The sequence below is a fragment of the Mycobacterium sp. genome (assembly GCF_032159565.1).
GTDB lineage: Bacteria > Actinomycetota > Actinomycetes > Mycobacteriales > Mycobacteriaceae > Mycobacterium.
In genome coordinates this window covers 14389-29078 of sequence record NZ_JAVHWR010000208.1, presented here as the reverse complement: position 1 = coordinate 29078, position 14690 = coordinate 14389, and the positions used below count along the sequence as shown (strand labels likewise).

The window sequence follows — 14690 nt, the reverse complement described above, 5'->3', positions numbered from 1 at the left end:
GCTACCTGCTGCCGAGGGCGATCGGCACGTCACGGGCGTTCGAACTGATGCTGACCGGCCGCGATGTCGACGCCCAGGAAGCCGAACGCATCGGGCTGGTGTCGCAAAGCGTGCCTGGCGACCGGCTGCTCGACACCTGCTACGAGATGGCCGAGCGGATCGCGGGGTTCTCCCGGCCGGGAATCGAGTTGACCAAGCGCACACTGTGGACTGGACTGGATGCCGCTAGCCTGGAAGGGCACATGCAGGCAGAAGGCCTGGGACAGTTATTCGTGCGCCTGCTCACCGCGAACTTCGAAGAGGCGGTAGCCGCGCGCGCGGAGAAGCGGCCCGCGGTCTTCACCGACGACAAGTAACAGCACCAAGGAGAAGTAGCGTGATCACCGCAACGGACCTCGAGGTCCGCGCAGGCGCGCGCACGCTGCTGTCCACGGACGGAACCGCGCTGCGGGTGCAGCCCGGAGACCGCATCGGGCTCGTCGGCAGGAACGGCGCGGGCAAGACGACGACCATGCGCATCCTGGCAGGCGAGGGTGAGCCCTACGCGGGCAGCATCGCGCGGACCGGCGAAATCGGTTATCTGCCACAGGATCCCAGGGAAGGCAACCTTGACACCCTCGCCCGCGACCGGGTGCTTTCGGCGCGTGGTCTTGACACCCTGCTGACGGATCTGGAGAAGCAGCAGGCGTTGATGGCAGAGGTCGCCGACGACGCCACCCGCGACCGTGCGGTGCGCCGCTACGGCCAGCTCGAGGAGCGGTTCGCCGCCCTCGGCGGGTACGGCGCCGAAAGCGAGGCCAGCAGGATCTGCGCGAGCCTTGGCCTGCCCGATCGGGTCCTCACCCAACCGCTGCGCACCCTGTCCGGCGGTCAGCGCCGCCGCGTCGAACTCTCCCGCATCCTGTTCGCCGCATCGGACAGCGGGGCCGGCTCGTCGACGACGCTGCTGCTCGACGAGCCGACCAACCACCTCGATGCCGACTCCTTGGGCTGGCTGCGCGAGTTCCTGCGCGGCCACACCGGCGGGTTGGTGGTGATCAGCCACAACGTCGAGCTGCTCGCCGACGTCGTCAACCGGGTGTGGTTCCTCGACGCCGTGCGCGGCGAGGTCGACGTCTACAACATGTCCTGGCAGAAGTACCTCGACGCGCGCGCCAGCGACGAGCAGCGGCGCCGCCGCGAGCGCGCCAACGCCGAACGCAAGGCCACGGCGCTGCGCACCCAGGCCGCCAAGATGGGCGCCAAGGCCACCAAAGCCGTTGCTGCGCAGAACATGCTGCGCCGCGCCGACCGGATGATGGCAGCGCTCGACGAGGAGCGGGTGGCCGACAAGGTCGCGCGAATCAAGTTCCCCAGCCCGGCGTCGTGCGGCAAGACCCCACTGGTGGCCAAGGATCTGACCAAGATGTACGGCTCGCTCGAGGTCTTCGCCGGTGTCGATCTGGCCATCGACCGTGGCTCTCGGGTCGTGGTGCTCGGCCTCAACGGCGCGGGAAAGACCACGCTGCTGCGCCTGCTCGCCGGCGTCGAGACACCGGACACCGGTGGGCTGGAACCGGGTCACGGGCTCAAGATCGGCTACTTCGCACAGGAACACGACACCCTCGACGACCACGCCACGGTCTGGGAGAACATCCGCCACGCGGCTCCGGACACGGGGGAGCAGGATCTGCGAGGCTTGTTGGGCGCCTTCATGTTCAGTGGCCCGCAGTTGGATCAGCCTGCGGGCACGCTGTCCGGCGGCGAGAAGACCCGGCTTGCCCTTGCGGGTCTCGTCGCCTCAACGGCAAACGTCCTGCTGCTCGACGAACCGACCAACAACCTCGATCCGGCGTCGCGGGAGCAGGTGCTCGACGCACTTCGCAGCTACCGCGGCGCGGTGGTGCTGGTGACCCACGATCCCGGTGCCGCGGAGGCGCTCGATCCGCAGAGGGTGGTGCTGCTTCCCGACGGTACAGAGGACTTCTGGTCGCAGGACTACGCCGAACTCATCGAATTGGCCTGACGCGACATTCGCCGCGCCGTTTGTTTCCATCTGTCGTGAGTATGGTTTCGGCTCTCTTACGCTGGGTATTCGTCGGGGCATCACAGCGGGGAGGTGTCGATGAAGAAACTGAACAAATCGCGGGACCAGTTGCTACAGGAATTGCGCAGCGCCTACGAGGGGGGCGCAAGCATTCGCACACTGGTCGCCACAACGGGCCGTTCGTACGGCTCGATACACAGCATGTTGCGGGAGTCCGGCACCACGATGCGCAGTCGCGGCGGCCCGAACCACCGCACCCGACGCTGACTACTGCTGGCGCACGGACGTCTCAACGAGGTCCAAAACAGCCCCGAGCTTTTCGGGGTCGTCACCGGAGGCCAGTCGCGCGACCAGACCGTCGAGGACCAGATCCAGATACATGTGCAGTACGTCGCTGGGCACGTCGTCGCGTAGCCGCCCGGCCTGCTTTTGTCTGCGCAATCGTTCGGTGGTCGCGGCCGACAGTTCAGCCGACCGTTCCGACCATCCCTTGTTGAACGCCGGGTCGTTGCGAAGCTTGCGCGCGATCTCGAGGCGAGTGGCCAACCAATCGAATTGTTCGGGCGCCGCCAGCATGTCGCGCATGACCTGGATCAGGCCCTCGCGCGACGCGACATCGGCCATCCGCTCTGCGTCTTCGTGGGCCAGTTCGAAGAACAGATTGTCCTTGTCCCGAAAGTGGTGGAAGATCGCGCCGCGCGACAGCCCGATGGTCTGCTCGAGCCTGCGTACGGTGGCCCTGTCGTAGCCGTACTCGGCAAAGCACCGCCGGGCACCATCGAGGATCTGACGACGACGCGCCGCCAGATGATCGTCGGTTACCCGGGGCAACTTGTGTTACTCCTCGTGCGAGCGCTGATCGATTGTGTCGCCTATGACTTGAGCATGTTCCGCAGTACGTACTGCAGGATGCCGCCGTTGCGGTAGTAGTCCGCCTCGCCGGGGGTGTCGATGCGCACCACCGCGTCGAACTCCACGGTGTTGTCCGTGCCGTCCGCGTCGCCCGATTTGGTGGCCTTCACGTGCACCGTCTTCGGCGTCTTGCCGTCGTTGAGCGCCTCGATGCCGGTGATGTCGAACGTCTCCGTGCCGTCCAGCTTGAGCGAAGCAGCCGACTCGCCCTCGGGGAACTGCAGCGGGATGACACCCATGCCGATCAGGTTGGAGCGGTGAATGCGCTCGAACGATTCGGTGATGACCGCGCGCACACCCAGCAGAGTTGTGCCCTTGGCGGCCCAGTCGCGCGACGAACCCGACCCGTACTCCTTGCCGCCCAGCACGACCAGCGGGATCCCCTGCTCCGCGTAGTTCTGCGCGGCATCGTAGATGAACGCCTGCTTGCCGCCGTTGGTGAAATCGCGGGTGTAGCCGCCGGACACATCGTCGAGCAGCTGGTTGCGCAGCCGGATGTTGGCGAACGTGCCGCGAATCATCACCTCGTGGTTTCCACGTCGTGAGCCGTAGGAGTTGTAGTCCTTCTTGTCCACCCCGTGCTCGTCGAGATACTGCGCGGCAGGTGTGCCCGGCTTGATGCTGCCCGCAGGGGAGATGTGGTCGGTGGTCACCGAATCACCCAGCAGCGCAAGCACCCTGGCGCCGGTGATGTCGGTGACGGGCTCCGGTTCGGGCGGCATGCCGTCGAAGTACGGGGGCTTGCGGACATACGTGGAGTTCTCGTCCCACTCGAACGTGTTGCCGCTCGGCGTCGGGAGATTGCGCCACCGCTCGTCGCCCTTGAACACGTCGGCGTAGTTCTTGGTGAACATCTCCGTGCTGATCGCCGAGGCGATGGTGTCGTTGATGTCCTGCTGCGACGGCCAGATGTCCTTGAGGAACACGTCGTTGCCGTCGGTGTCCTGACCAAGGGGCTCCGACTCGAAGTCGAAGTCCATGGTGCCTGCCAAGGCATACGCGATCACCAGCGGCGGCGACGCGAGGTAGTTCATCTTCACGTCGGGATTGATCCGGCCCTCGAAGTTGCGGTTGCCCGACAGCACGGCAGCGACCGACAGATCACAGTCGTTGATGGCTTTGCTGATCTCCTCCGGCAGCGGGCCGGAGTTGCCGATGCAGGTCGTGCAGCCGTAGCCGACCAGATAGAAGCCGAGCTTCTCCAGATAGGGCCACAGCGCCGCCTTTTCGTAGTAGTCGGTGACCACCTGCGAACCCGGCGCCATCGTGGTCTTGACCCACGGCTTGGACGTGAGACCTTTCTCGACGGCATTCTTGGCCAGCAGCGCAGCGCCGAGCATCACCTCGGGATTGGAGGTGTTGGTACACGATGTGATCGCCGCGATCACGACGGCACCGTGGTCGAGGACGAACTCACCGCGGCCCTCGCACTTGACCTCCACCGGCTTGCTCGGCCTGCCGTTGGAGCCGACGGCCGCCGACGGCAGGGCAGTGTCACTGTCGTCGAACGAAAGCACCGCCGGGTCGCTGGCCGGGAAGCTCTCTTCGACGGCCTCGTCGAGCTTGGTGTGCTCGACGGGCAGGTTCTCCTCCACATAGTTGTGGATGTCCTTGCGGAACGCCGTCTTCGCGTCGGTCAGCGCGATGCGGTCCTGCGGACGCTTCGGACCGGCGATCGACGCGACCACATCGCCCAGGTCCAGCTCGATGTACTCGGAGTACTTCGGCTCACGCTCCGGGTCGTGCCACATGCCCTGCTCTTTGGCGTACGCCTCCACGAGTGCCAGCTGTTCTTCGCTGCGGCCGGTCATCTTGAGGTAGTCGATCGTCACCTGGTCGATCGGGAAAATCGCTGCGGTGGAGCCGAATTCGGGGCTCATGTTGCCCAGGGTGGCGCGGTTGGCGAGTGGCACCTCGGCGACACCGTCGCCGTAGAACTCGACAAACTTCCCGACAACGCCGTGCTTGCGCAGCATCTCGGTGACGGTGAGCACGACGTCGGTGGCGGTGACACCGGCCGGCCGCTCGCCGGTCAGCCTGAAGCCGACCACCCGGGGAATGAGCATCGAGACCGGCTGGCCGAGCATGGCCGCTTCGGCCTCGATGCCGCCGACGCCCCAGCCGAGCACGCCGAGACCGTTCTCCATGGTGGTGTGCGAATCGGTGCCGACGCAGGTGTCCGGATAGGCGACACCGTCACGCTCCCACACCACGCGTGCCAGGTATTCGATGTTGACCTGGTGCACGATCCCGGTGCCGGGCGGTACCACCTTGAAGTCGTTGAATGCGCCCTGGCCCCAGCGCAGGAACTGATAGCGCTCGCCGTTGCGCTCGTACTCGATCTCCACGTTGCGCTCGAAGGCGTCGGCCGTGCCGAAGAGGTCGGCGATCACCGAGTGGTCGATCACCAGATCGGCGGGGGCCAGCGGATTGACCTTGTCGGGATCCCCGCCGAGGTCGCCGACGGCCTCCCGCATGGTGGCCAGGTCGACGATGCAGGGCACCCCGGTGAAGTCCTGCATGATGACGCGGGAGGGGGTGAACTGGATCTCCACGCTCGGATCGGCGTCCGGATCCCAGTTCGCGATCGCCTCGATGTGCTCCTTGGTGATGTTGGAGCCGTCCTCGGTGCGAAGCAGATTCTCGGCGAGCACCTTGAGGCTGTAGGGCAGTTTCTCGGTTCCGGGTACCGCGTCCAAGCGGTAGATCTCATAGCTCTTGTCCCCGACCTTCAGGGTGTCGTGGGCTCCAAACGAATCCTTGCTGCTCACATCAACTCCCGGCTAAGTAATCGCCGCGACGGGCTGTGTCGGCGGCGCTTCCGATCTAACAGTACGCTTGTCCTGTATGGCAAGCCCGGTGGGTTCCAGTCTCGTCTTGACGGGTGCGTGCTGCCACTTTCCGCGGTGCGTATCGCGTACGGTTTCTCCTGTGACCGGCCCGCACGTGATCCCGTTCCTCCCGTCGTATATCCCGCCGGACGTCGATATGAACCAAGTGCTTGCAGATGTCGGCGATGACGGCGTGAGCGTGCCCCCTGCCGATGCGAAAGCCGTGCCGGAATTGCGCCAGGTGATCGCCGACGCACACCAGCACGGCATCGATCTCAAAATCGTGGCCATCGCCTCCAATCCGCCGATCGACACCCCGCTGCGCGATATCGCGACCGAGGTGGGGCAGGCGTACCCGGGTTCGACCGTGCTGGCGATGAGCCCGACGTGGGCAGGCACCTACAGCAAGGAGTTCGATCGGGCGACGCTCGAGGCCGGCCAAGATATCGCGAAGAACGGCGACCCCGTTCAATCGTCGAAGAATTTCGTGAGCGAGTTGACGACGCCTCATTTTCCGTGGACAACATTCTCCGTAGTGTTGATTGTCCTGGTTTTGGCCGCCGCCGTCGCGGCCCGATCGCTGCAGGTCCGGAGCAAGGCCGACGCGGCCGAAATCGAGCCGAAAGCCTCCGAATAAGGCCGGCATAACGCTGGACATAAGCAGACGGCGAATTCGAATATCACCATTCGGTCACACTCCGTTTAATTACAGATATGTAGTTTGTGACTAGAGTTTCGTTAGCGTCAGTTGTGACGTACGGTGCAGAAGTACCTGATGGTGTAGTTGTTGTTTTTGTGACTTCTGCGAGGAGACCCGAGTCGGATGAGACGCACCGCTCGCGCGCTCGCGTCCCTCGGCATCCTCGTGGCGACCGCCCTCTACACACCCGGCGGATTAGCGGCCGCCGAACCCAGTAGTCCGGACTCCGTCGGATCGCTGGTCGCAGCTATCGCCAACGTCAACCAGAAACTGCAGGAACTCGGCGCAGCCGTTCAGGCCCAGCAGGAAGGCGTCAACAAGGCCATCGTCGATGTGCAGACCGCGCGCGACAACGCGGCGGCGGCTGAACAGGATGTGGATGCCAGCAAACACGCGGTCGACGACTCAACCGCCGCGATCACGTCCGCGCAGAAGCGATTCGACACCTTCGCCGCGTCGACCTATGTCAGCGGGCCGTCGAGTTCGTATCTGACGGCGGCCGACCCCGCCGACATCATCGACACCGCTTCGGCGGGCCAGACGCTGGCCACCAGCGCACATCAGGTCGTGGCGGACTTGCAGAGGGCGCGCACCGAGCAGGTCAACAAGGAGTCCGCGGCACGGCTGGCCAAGGAGAAGGCCGACCAGGCCACTGTGGACGCGCGGTCCAGCCAGGACGCGGCGGTGTCCGCGTTGAAGTCCGCCCAGCAGACCTTCGCCGACCAGCAGGGCCGGCTGACGGAGTTGACCGCCGAGCGTAACGCCGCCCAGGCCAAGCTGGCCCAAGCCCGCGCTTGGTCGGCGCCGGCGTCAGGCCGGTCAAAACCCGTGGCGCCGCTGGCGAACCCGTCGGCGAATTGGGACCGCGCGCCGGGTACTCCTGCGCCCGCTGCGGGGAACTGGGACCAGAGCCTGTGGGATCCGACGCTGCCCGCGATCCCGAGCGCGTTCGTTAGCGGCGACCCGATCGCAATCATCAACTCGGTGCTCGGAATGTCGTCGACCTCGGCGCAGTACACCGCCGACATGGGCCGAAACTTTCTGCGCAAGATGGGCATTCTGCCGACACCGAGCGGCTACACCAACGGTGCGATTCCGCGCGTGTACGGAAGGCAGGCCTCCGAGTACGTCATCAAGCGTGCGGGGTCCCAGCTGGGCGTGCCGTACTCATGGGGCGGTGGCAATGCCGCCGGTGCGAGCACCGGCATCGATTCTGGCTCGAACACAGTCGGATTCGACTGCTCGGGCCTGATCCTGTACGCCTTCGCAGGCGTCGGTATCAAGTTGCCGCACTACTCCGGTTCGCAATACGACCTGGGCCGCAAGATCCCGTCATCGCAGATGCGGCGCGGCGACGTCATCTTCTACGGACCGGGCGGCAGCCAGCACGTGACACTCTACCTCGGCAACAACCAGATGCTGGAGGCGCCCTACACCGGCTCCCATGTGAAGGTTTCGCCGGTGCGAACAAGCGGCATGACCCCGTACGTGGTCCGGTACATCGAATACTGATGCGAGAGATTCTTTTGAACTTCATGCGCCACAACGGCTCCCGTTGCGCGAGGATCGTCGTACCGGTTTTGGCGGCGCTGACTCTCGCACTCGGGTTGGCCATGCCCGCCGCGGCCGCACCCGAGGACGGGCAATGGGATCCCACGCTTCCGAAGATCGTCAGTTCCGGCGCCCCAGGCGATCCGGTGGCGATCGCGAACGCCTCGTTTCAGGTGAGCCAGCTCGCCCTCCAGACAACTTCGAACCTCGGACAGCAATTCCTGTCCAGCATCGGGCTCGGCGGCAGCAGCAGCAGCCAGGGTGCCGTCATGCCCGGAGGCCGGGTTCGCGGGCCGCAAGCGATCGAGTATGCGATTCGACGCGGCGGTTCGCAGATGGGCGTGCCGTATTCATGGGGAGGCGGCACGCTCACCGGCCCCGGGCCCGGCGTCGACGACGACGCCGGAAAAATCGGTTTCGACTGCTCGGGGCTGACCCGCTACATGTTCGCCGGCCTCGGTGTGCAGATCCCGAAGTATTCGGGTGACCAGTACGACACCGGACGCAAGGTGCCGGTGGCCCAGGCCAAGCGCGGCGACCTCATCTTCTGGGGACCCGGCGGCAGCCAGCACGTCGCCATGTACCTCGGCGGCGGGCGAATGCTCGAGGCGTCGGGCAGCGCGGGCAAGGTGACGGTCAGCCCGGTGCGCACCTCGGGATTGCAGCCGTACGCCGCCCGCATCATCGAATCCTGAGACCGGCCTGAGTGGACCCTGAGCAGTCCCGGGCGACGTCGACGGATTCCGTAGTGCCTGGAATAGTTGACGGCGGGCACCCCGCCCGCGGCGCACGACCTGCGTCTTTACCAGACACAACGTAAGAGGATCGTCGATGACGTCAGCAGGTGGACCGCAAGGCCCGGCGCAGGGTTATCCCGCCAACACTCAAGGTGGCCCACCGCCGCCCGCCAATTCCGGGGGCCTGCAGTCCGAGGTGCACACCCTGGAACGTGCCATCTTCGAGGTCAAGCGCATCATCGTGGGCCAGGACCTACTGGTCGAACGCATGCTCGTCGGCCTGCTCGCCAAGGGGCACGTGCTGCTCGAGGGTGTGCCCGGCGTCGCCAAGACGCTGGCTGTGGAGACGTTCGCCAAGGTGGTCGGCGGCACGTTCGCGCGCATCCAGTTCACGCCCGACCTGGTGCCCACCGACATCGTCGGCACCCGGATCTACCGGCAGGGCAAGGAGGAGTTCGACATCGAACTCGGCCCGGTGGTCTGCAACTTCCTGCTTGCCGACGAGATCAACCGCGCCCCGGCCAAGGTGCAGTCGGCGCTGCTGGAGGTGATGGCCGAGCGCAAGATCTCGATCGGCGGCAAGACGTTCCCGATGCCGAACCCATTCCTGGTGATGGCCACCCAGAACCCGATCGAGCAGGAAGGCGTGTACGCGCTTCCCGAGGCTCAGCGCGACCGCTTCCTTTTCAAGCTGAACATCGACTACCCGACACCGGAAGAAGAGCGCGAGATCGTCTACCGGATGGGCGTTAAGCCGCCGGAGCCCAAGCAGATCCTGGCTCCCGGTGACCTGGTCCGGCTGCAGGACGGGGCCGCCAACACCTTCGTGCACCACGCGCTGGTCGACTATGTCGTGCGGGTCGTCACGGCGACCCGTACACCGGAGAAGTTCGGCATGCCCGACGCCAAGGCGTGGATCGCCTACGGCGCCTCGCCCCGCGCCTCGCTCGGCATCATCGCCGCTTCGAGGGCGCTGGCGCTGGTGCGCGGCCGCGACTACGTCGTCCCCCAAGACGTCGTCGAGGTCATTCCCGACGTACTGCGACACCGGCTGGTGCTGACCTACGACGCGCTCGCCGACGAGATCTCGTCGGAGACGGTGATCAACCGGATCCTGCAGACCGTCGCCCTGCCGCAGGTGAATGCCATTCCGCAGCAAGGTCATTCGGTGCCTCCCGTCGTGCCCGCCGCAGCTGCCGCGGCTAGCGGTCGGTGACTACTTCCGGACGCAACGTCGACCTGCCGTCGCTGAAGCGCGGGGAGATCCGTGACCCCGCGCTGACGGCAGCGCTGCGCAAACTCGAACTGACGGTGCGCCGCAAGCTCGACGGAGTGCTGCACGGCGACCACCTCGGCCTGCTGCCCGGTCCCGGATCGGAGCCGGGGGAGTCCCGCATTTACCAGCCGGGCGACGATGTCCGCCGGATGGACTGGTCGGTGACCGCGCGCACGACCCATCCCCACGTCCGCCAGATGATCGCCGACCGCGAGTTGGAAACGTGGTTGGTGGTTGACATGTCGGCCAGCCTCGACTTCGGCACCACCGGCTGCGAGAAGCGCGATCTCGCGGTTGCCGCAGCGGCGGCGATCACGTTCCTCAACAGCGGCGGCGGTAACCGAATCGGCGCGATCATCGCCAATGGCGACGCCGTGCGTCGAGTGCCCGCGCTGTCGGGGCGCATGCACGAGCAGGAGATGCTGCGCGCGATCGCCACCATGCCCAAGGCGCCGACCGGCGTGCGGGGCGATCTGGCCGCGGCGATCGACGCGCTACGAAGGCCCGAGCGCCGTCGTGGCATGGCGGTGGTCATCAGTGATTTCCTCGGCCCGATCGACTGGATGCGCCCAATGCGCGCCATCGCCGGTCGGCACGAGGTGCTCGGCATCGAGATCATCGATCCGCGTGACGTCGAACTGCCGCCGATCGGCGACGTCATCCTGCAGGACACCGAATCCGGCGTGACCCGTGAATTCACCATCGACGAACAACTGCGTTCCGACTTCGAGAAGGCCGCCGCCGCGCACCGCGCCGAGCTGTCCAGAACCCTGCGGCGCTGTGACGCGCCGCTGCTGACACTGCGCACCGACCGGGACTGGATCGCCGACGTGGTCCGGTTCGTCGCGAACCGTCGCCGTGGAGCGCTCGCCGGCCGCGCATAGTCCAATGAAATGACAACTGCCATATGACATTACCGTTGCTCGGTCCGATGACGCTGTCGGGGTTCGAATACGCTTGGTTCTTCCTGTTTCTTCTCGTTGCTCTCGGAATTGTCGCGCTCTACATCGTCGTTCAATTGGCCCGTCAACGACGGATGCTGCGTTTTGCGAACATGGAGCTGCTGGAAAGCGTTGCGCCCAAGAGGCCTACTCGCTGGCGGCACCTGCCCGCCATCCTGTTGGTGCTCTCACTGTTGCTCCTCACCGTTGCGATGGCCGGGCCGACGAACGACGTCCGGATCCCACGCAACCGCGCCGTCGTCATGTTGGTGATCGACGTGTCGCAGTCCATGCGCGCTACCGATGTGTCGCCGAATCGTCTTGCAGCCGCGCAGGAGGCATCCAAGCAGTTCGCCGATGAGCTGACGCCGGGCATCAACCTCGGCCTGATCGCCTTCGCGGGTACTGCCACCGTGCTGGTGTCGCCGACCACCAACCGCGAAGCGACCAAGAATGCGATCGACAAGCTGCAGCTCGCCGACCGCACCGCGACTGGCGAAGGCATCTTCACCGCCCTGCAGGCCATCGCCACCGTCGGCGCCGTGCTCGGTGGTGGCGACCAGCCCCCGCCCGCCCGAGTTGTGCTGTTCTCCGACGGCAAGGAGACGGTGCCGTCGAATCCGGACAACCCGAAGGGCGCATTCACCGCCGCGCGCACCGCGAAGGATCAGGGTGTGCCGATCTCGACCATCTCGTTCGGCACACCGTACGGCTATGTCGAGATCAACGACCAGCGCCAGCCGGTGCCTGTCGACGACGACATGCTGCGCAAGATCGCCGAACTGTCCGGCGGCGAGGCATACACGGCATCGAGCCTCGACCAGCTGCGGGAGGTCTACTCGAACCTGCAGCAGCAGATCGGCTACGAGACGATCAAGGGTGACGCCAGTGCGGGCTGGCTGCGACTCGGCGCCTTGATCCTGGCCCTTTCGGCGCTGGCAGCAATGCTGCTCAACCGCCGACTACCCAACTAGCAACGGAAATGGCAAGCAGCGCATGACGTTACCAGTGCTCGGACCGATGACGCTGACGGGCTTCGAACACGTCTGGTTCTTTCTGTTCCTCTTTGTCGTGGCGGGACTGGTGGGGCTCTACATCGCCATGCAAGCTGCCCGGCGCAAGCGGTTGCTGCGGTTCGCGAACACGGAGTTGCTGGAAAGCGTCGCGCCCAAACGGCCGTCACGGTGGCGGCATCTGGCGACGGTTCTGTTGGTGTTGTCGCTGGTGATGCTCACGGTCGCGATGGCCGGGCCAACCCATGACGTCCGCATTCCACGCAACCGCGCAGTGGTCATGTTAGTGATCGACGTATCGCAGTCGATGCGGGCCACGGACGTGGCACCCAACCGGCTGGCTGCCACGCAGGAAGCCGCCAAGCAGTTCGTCGATCAGATGACGCCGGGCATCAACCTCGGGCTGATCTCCTACGCGGGGGCGGCCACCGTGCTGGTGTCGCCGACCACCAATCGTGACGCATCCAAGAATGCGATCGACAAGCTGCAGGTGGCCGACCGAACCGCGACCGGCGAGGCCATCTTCACCGCATTGCAGGCCATCTCCACCGTCGGTGCGGTGATCGGTGGGGGTGACACGCCGCCGCCGGCACGCATCGTTCTGATGTCCGACGGCAAGGAAACCGTGCCGTCGAATCCGGATAATCCAAAAGGCGCCTTCACCGCCGCCCGTACCGCAAAGGACCAGGGGGTGCCCATAGCGACGGTGTCGTTCGGCACCCCGTACGGCACCGTAGACATGAACGGCCAGAAAACGCCAGTACCCGTCGACGACGAGATGCTCAAGAAGGTCGCTCAGCTGTCCGGCGGACAGGCCTACACCGCATCGAGCGTCGAGCAACTCAAAGAGGTCTTCACCAATTTGCAGGAGCAGATCGGCTACGAGACGCAAAAGGGCGACGCGGGCACCGGCTGGCTGCGGCTCGGCGCCTTGGTGCTTGCGCTGGCGGCCGTCGCGGCGCTGCTGATCAATCGCAGGCTGCCGAACTAGAACAATCCCCAGTCGTCCCCTGCCCTCCGGGCGTGGGCCCAGCGCTCCTACCCACCACCGTAAGGCGATTTCTTAGGAATGGTCGACACACGTTAAGTTGGCGGGCATGACCCAGAGTGCAGTACCGGAGACTGCCGACCAAAAGGCTGGCGGTCGTCCGCCTTTCGTTTCCCGTTCGGTGCTGGTCACGGGAGGAAACCGCGGAATCGGCCTCGCGATCGCCCAGCGGCTCGCTGCCGACGGCCACAAGGTGGCCGCCACGCACCGCGGGTCCGGGGTGCCCGACGGGTTGTTCGGCGTCGAGTGCGATATCACCGACTCCGCAGCTGTCGACCGCGCCTTCACCGAGGTCGAGGAACGCCAGGGTCCGGTTGAGGTGGTGATCGCCAACGCCGGCGTGGCCGCCGACGCGTTCCTCATGCGGATGACCGAGGAGAAGTTCGAGAAAGTCATCGACGCGAACCTGACGGGTGCATTCCGGGTGGCCCAGCGCGCGTCGCGCAGCATGCTGCGAAAGCGGTTCGGCCGGATGATCTTCGTGGGTTCGGTCTCCGGCACATGGGGCGTCGGCAACCAGGCCAATTACGCGGCTTCCAAGGCCGGCCTGATCGGCATGGCCCGCTCGATCGCCCGGGAGCTGACGAAGGCCGGGATCACCGCGAACGTCGTGGCCCCTGGCTACATCGACACCGACATGACCCGCGCGCTGGACGAGCGGATTCAGGAGGGGGCATTGGGGTTCGTTCCGGCCAAGCGGGTTGGCACCGCCGCCGAGGTCGCCGGAGTGGTCAGCTTTCTGGCGTCCGAAGATGCCAGCTACATATCCGGTGCCGTGATCCCGGTCGACGGCGGCATGGGCATGGGCCACTGATTCTTCGATAGAGAAAAGGACATTCACAATGGCAGGTCTGCTCGAAGGGAAGCGCATCCTCGTCACGGGGATCATCACCGACTCGTCGATCGCGTTCCACATCGCCAGGGTGGCCCAGGAATCCGGCGCCGAATTGGTGCTCACCGGCTTCGACCGGATGAAGCTGATCGGCCGCATCGCCGACCGGCTGCCGGAGAAGGCGCCGCTGCTGGAACTCGACGTGCAGAACGAGGAGCATCTCGCGACGCTGGCCGACCGGGTGACCGAGGTCATCGGTGCGGACAACAAACTCGACGGTGTCGTGCACTCGATCGGCTTCATGCCGCAGTCTGGTATGGGCATCAACCCGTTCTTCGACGCGCCGTACGAGGACGTCTCCAAGGGCATCCACATCTCGGCCTTCTCGTATGCATCGCTGGCCAAGGCGACGCTGCCGATCATGAACGCGGGCGGCTCGATCGTCGGCATGGACTTCGACCCGACGAGGGCCATGCCCGCCTACAACTGGATGACCGTCGCCAAGAGCGCGCTCGAGTCGGTGAACCGGTTCGTCGCGCGTGAAGCGGGCCAATTCGGCGTGCGGTCGAATCTCGTTGCGGCGGGCCCGATCCGGACGCTGGCGATGAGTGCCATCGTCGGCGGTGCACTCGGTGCCGATGCCGGCGACCAGATCCGGCTACTGGAGGAGGGCTGGGATCAGCGCGCTCCTGTCGGCTGGAACATGAAGGATCCGACGCCGGTCGCCAGGACGGTGTGCGCCCTGCTCTCCGATTGGCTGCCCGCCACCACCGGTACCGTCGTCTACGCCGACGGCGGCGCGCACACGCAACTGCTCTAAGGA

14 protein-coding genes are annotated in these 14690 nt (G+C 65.6%); 12 read left to right on the top strand and 2 right to left on the bottom strand.

The window, feature by feature from the left end:
* From QOC76_RS28015 to QOC76_RS28005, 3 genes are all read left to right on the top strand, one after another.
* A partial coding sequence (locus tag QOC76_RS28015) for an enoyl-CoA hydratase/isomerase family protein (protein ID WP_526362665.1) occupies window positions 1-356 on the top strand: 356 nt, incomplete at its 5' end.
* A 20-nt stretch (window positions 357-376) separates the two neighbouring features.
* Window positions 377-2005 (top strand): ABC-F family ATP-binding cassette domain-containing protein, encoded by a 1629-nt coding sequence (locus QOC76_RS28010; protein ID WP_526362663.1) that lies wholly within the window; start codon window positions 377-379, stop codon window positions 2003-2005.
* A 99-nt stretch (window positions 2006-2104) separates the two neighbouring features.
* The gene (locus QOC76_RS28005) at window positions 2105-2293 is read left to right on the top strand and encodes a helix-turn-helix domain-containing protein (protein WP_526362661.1); all 189 of its coding nucleotides are present in this window, start codon (window positions 2105-2107) and stop codon (window positions 2291-2293) included.
* Here the strand turns inward: QOC76_RS28005 and QOC76_RS28000 are convergent, their stop codons facing one another.
* Window positions 2294-2857: a TetR/AcrR family transcriptional regulator gene (locus QOC76_RS28000; protein WP_526362659.1), complete on the bottom strand. Its 564-nt coding sequence runs from the start codon at window positions 2855-2857 to the stop codon at window positions 2294-2296.
* Window positions 2858-2898: 41 nt separating this feature from the next.
* Window positions 2899-5709, bottom strand: a complete 2811-nt coding sequence (gene acnA, locus QOC76_RS27995; RefSeq protein ID WP_526362657.1) for an aconitate hydratase AcnA — start codon at window positions 5707-5709, stop codon at window positions 2899-2901.
* Between the two features lie 160 nt (window positions 5710-5869).
* Here acnA and QOC76_RS27990 point away from each other — a divergent pair, with 160 nt between their 5' ends.
* The 9 genes from QOC76_RS27990 to inhA all read left to right on the top strand — a co-directional run bounded on the left by QOC76_RS27990 (window position 5870) and on the right by inhA (window position 14687).
* Complete coding sequence (locus QOC76_RS27990) at window positions 5870-6406, top strand: Rv1476 family membrane protein (RefSeq protein ID WP_526362655.1); 537 nt, start codon at window positions 5870-5872, stop codon at window positions 6404-6406.
* A 186-nt stretch (window positions 6407-6592) separates the two neighbouring features.
* Complete coding sequence (ripA, locus tag QOC76_RS27985; RefSeq protein ID WP_526362653.1) at window positions 6593-7981, top strand: NlpC/P60 family peptidoglycan endopeptidase RipA; 1389 nt, start codon at window positions 6593-6595, stop codon at window positions 7979-7981.
* 23 nt (window positions 7982-8004) lie between these two features.
* Window positions 8005-8715, top strand: a complete 711-nt coding sequence (ripB, locus tag QOC76_RS27980; protein ID WP_526362667.1) for an NlpC/P60 family peptidoglycan endopeptidase RipB — start codon at window positions 8005-8007, stop codon at window positions 8713-8715.
* Between the two features lie 136 nt (window positions 8716-8851).
* A complete protein-coding gene (moxR1, locus tag QOC76_RS27975; RefSeq protein ID WP_526362651.1) occupies window positions 8852-9973 on the top strand; it encodes a chaperone MoxR1 in 1122 nt (373 codons plus the stop codon).
* Entirely contained in the window at window positions 9970-10917 is a 948-nt protein-coding gene (locus QOC76_RS27970) for a DUF58 domain-containing protein (protein WP_526362649.1), read from the top strand. The genes moxR1 and QOC76_RS27970 overlap by 4 nt, the downstream gene beginning before the upstream one ends.
* A gap of 23 nt (window positions 10918-10940) precedes the next feature.
* The gene (locus QOC76_RS27965) at window positions 10941-11948 is read left to right on the top strand and encodes a vWA domain-containing protein (protein WP_526362647.1); all 1008 of its coding nucleotides are present in this window, start codon (window positions 10941-10943) and stop codon (window positions 11946-11948) included.
* A 22-nt stretch (window positions 11949-11970) separates the two neighbouring features.
* Window positions 11971-12978, top strand: a complete 1008-nt coding sequence (locus QOC76_RS27960; protein ID WP_526362645.1) for a vWA domain-containing protein — start codon at window positions 11971-11973, stop codon at window positions 12976-12978.
* Window positions 12979-13084: 106 nt separating this feature from the next.
* Window positions 13085-13849 (top strand): 3-oxoacyl-ACP reductase FabG1, encoded by a 765-nt coding sequence (gene fabG1, locus QOC76_RS27955; protein ID WP_526362643.1) that lies wholly within the window; start codon window positions 13085-13087, stop codon window positions 13847-13849.
* Between the two features lie 28 nt (window positions 13850-13877).
* Window positions 13878-14687, top strand: a complete 810-nt coding sequence (gene inhA / locus QOC76_RS27950; RefSeq protein WP_526362641.1) for an NADH-dependent enoyl-ACP reductase InhA — start codon at window positions 13878-13880, stop codon at window positions 14685-14687.
* Window positions 14688-14690: the final 3 nt, after the last annotated feature.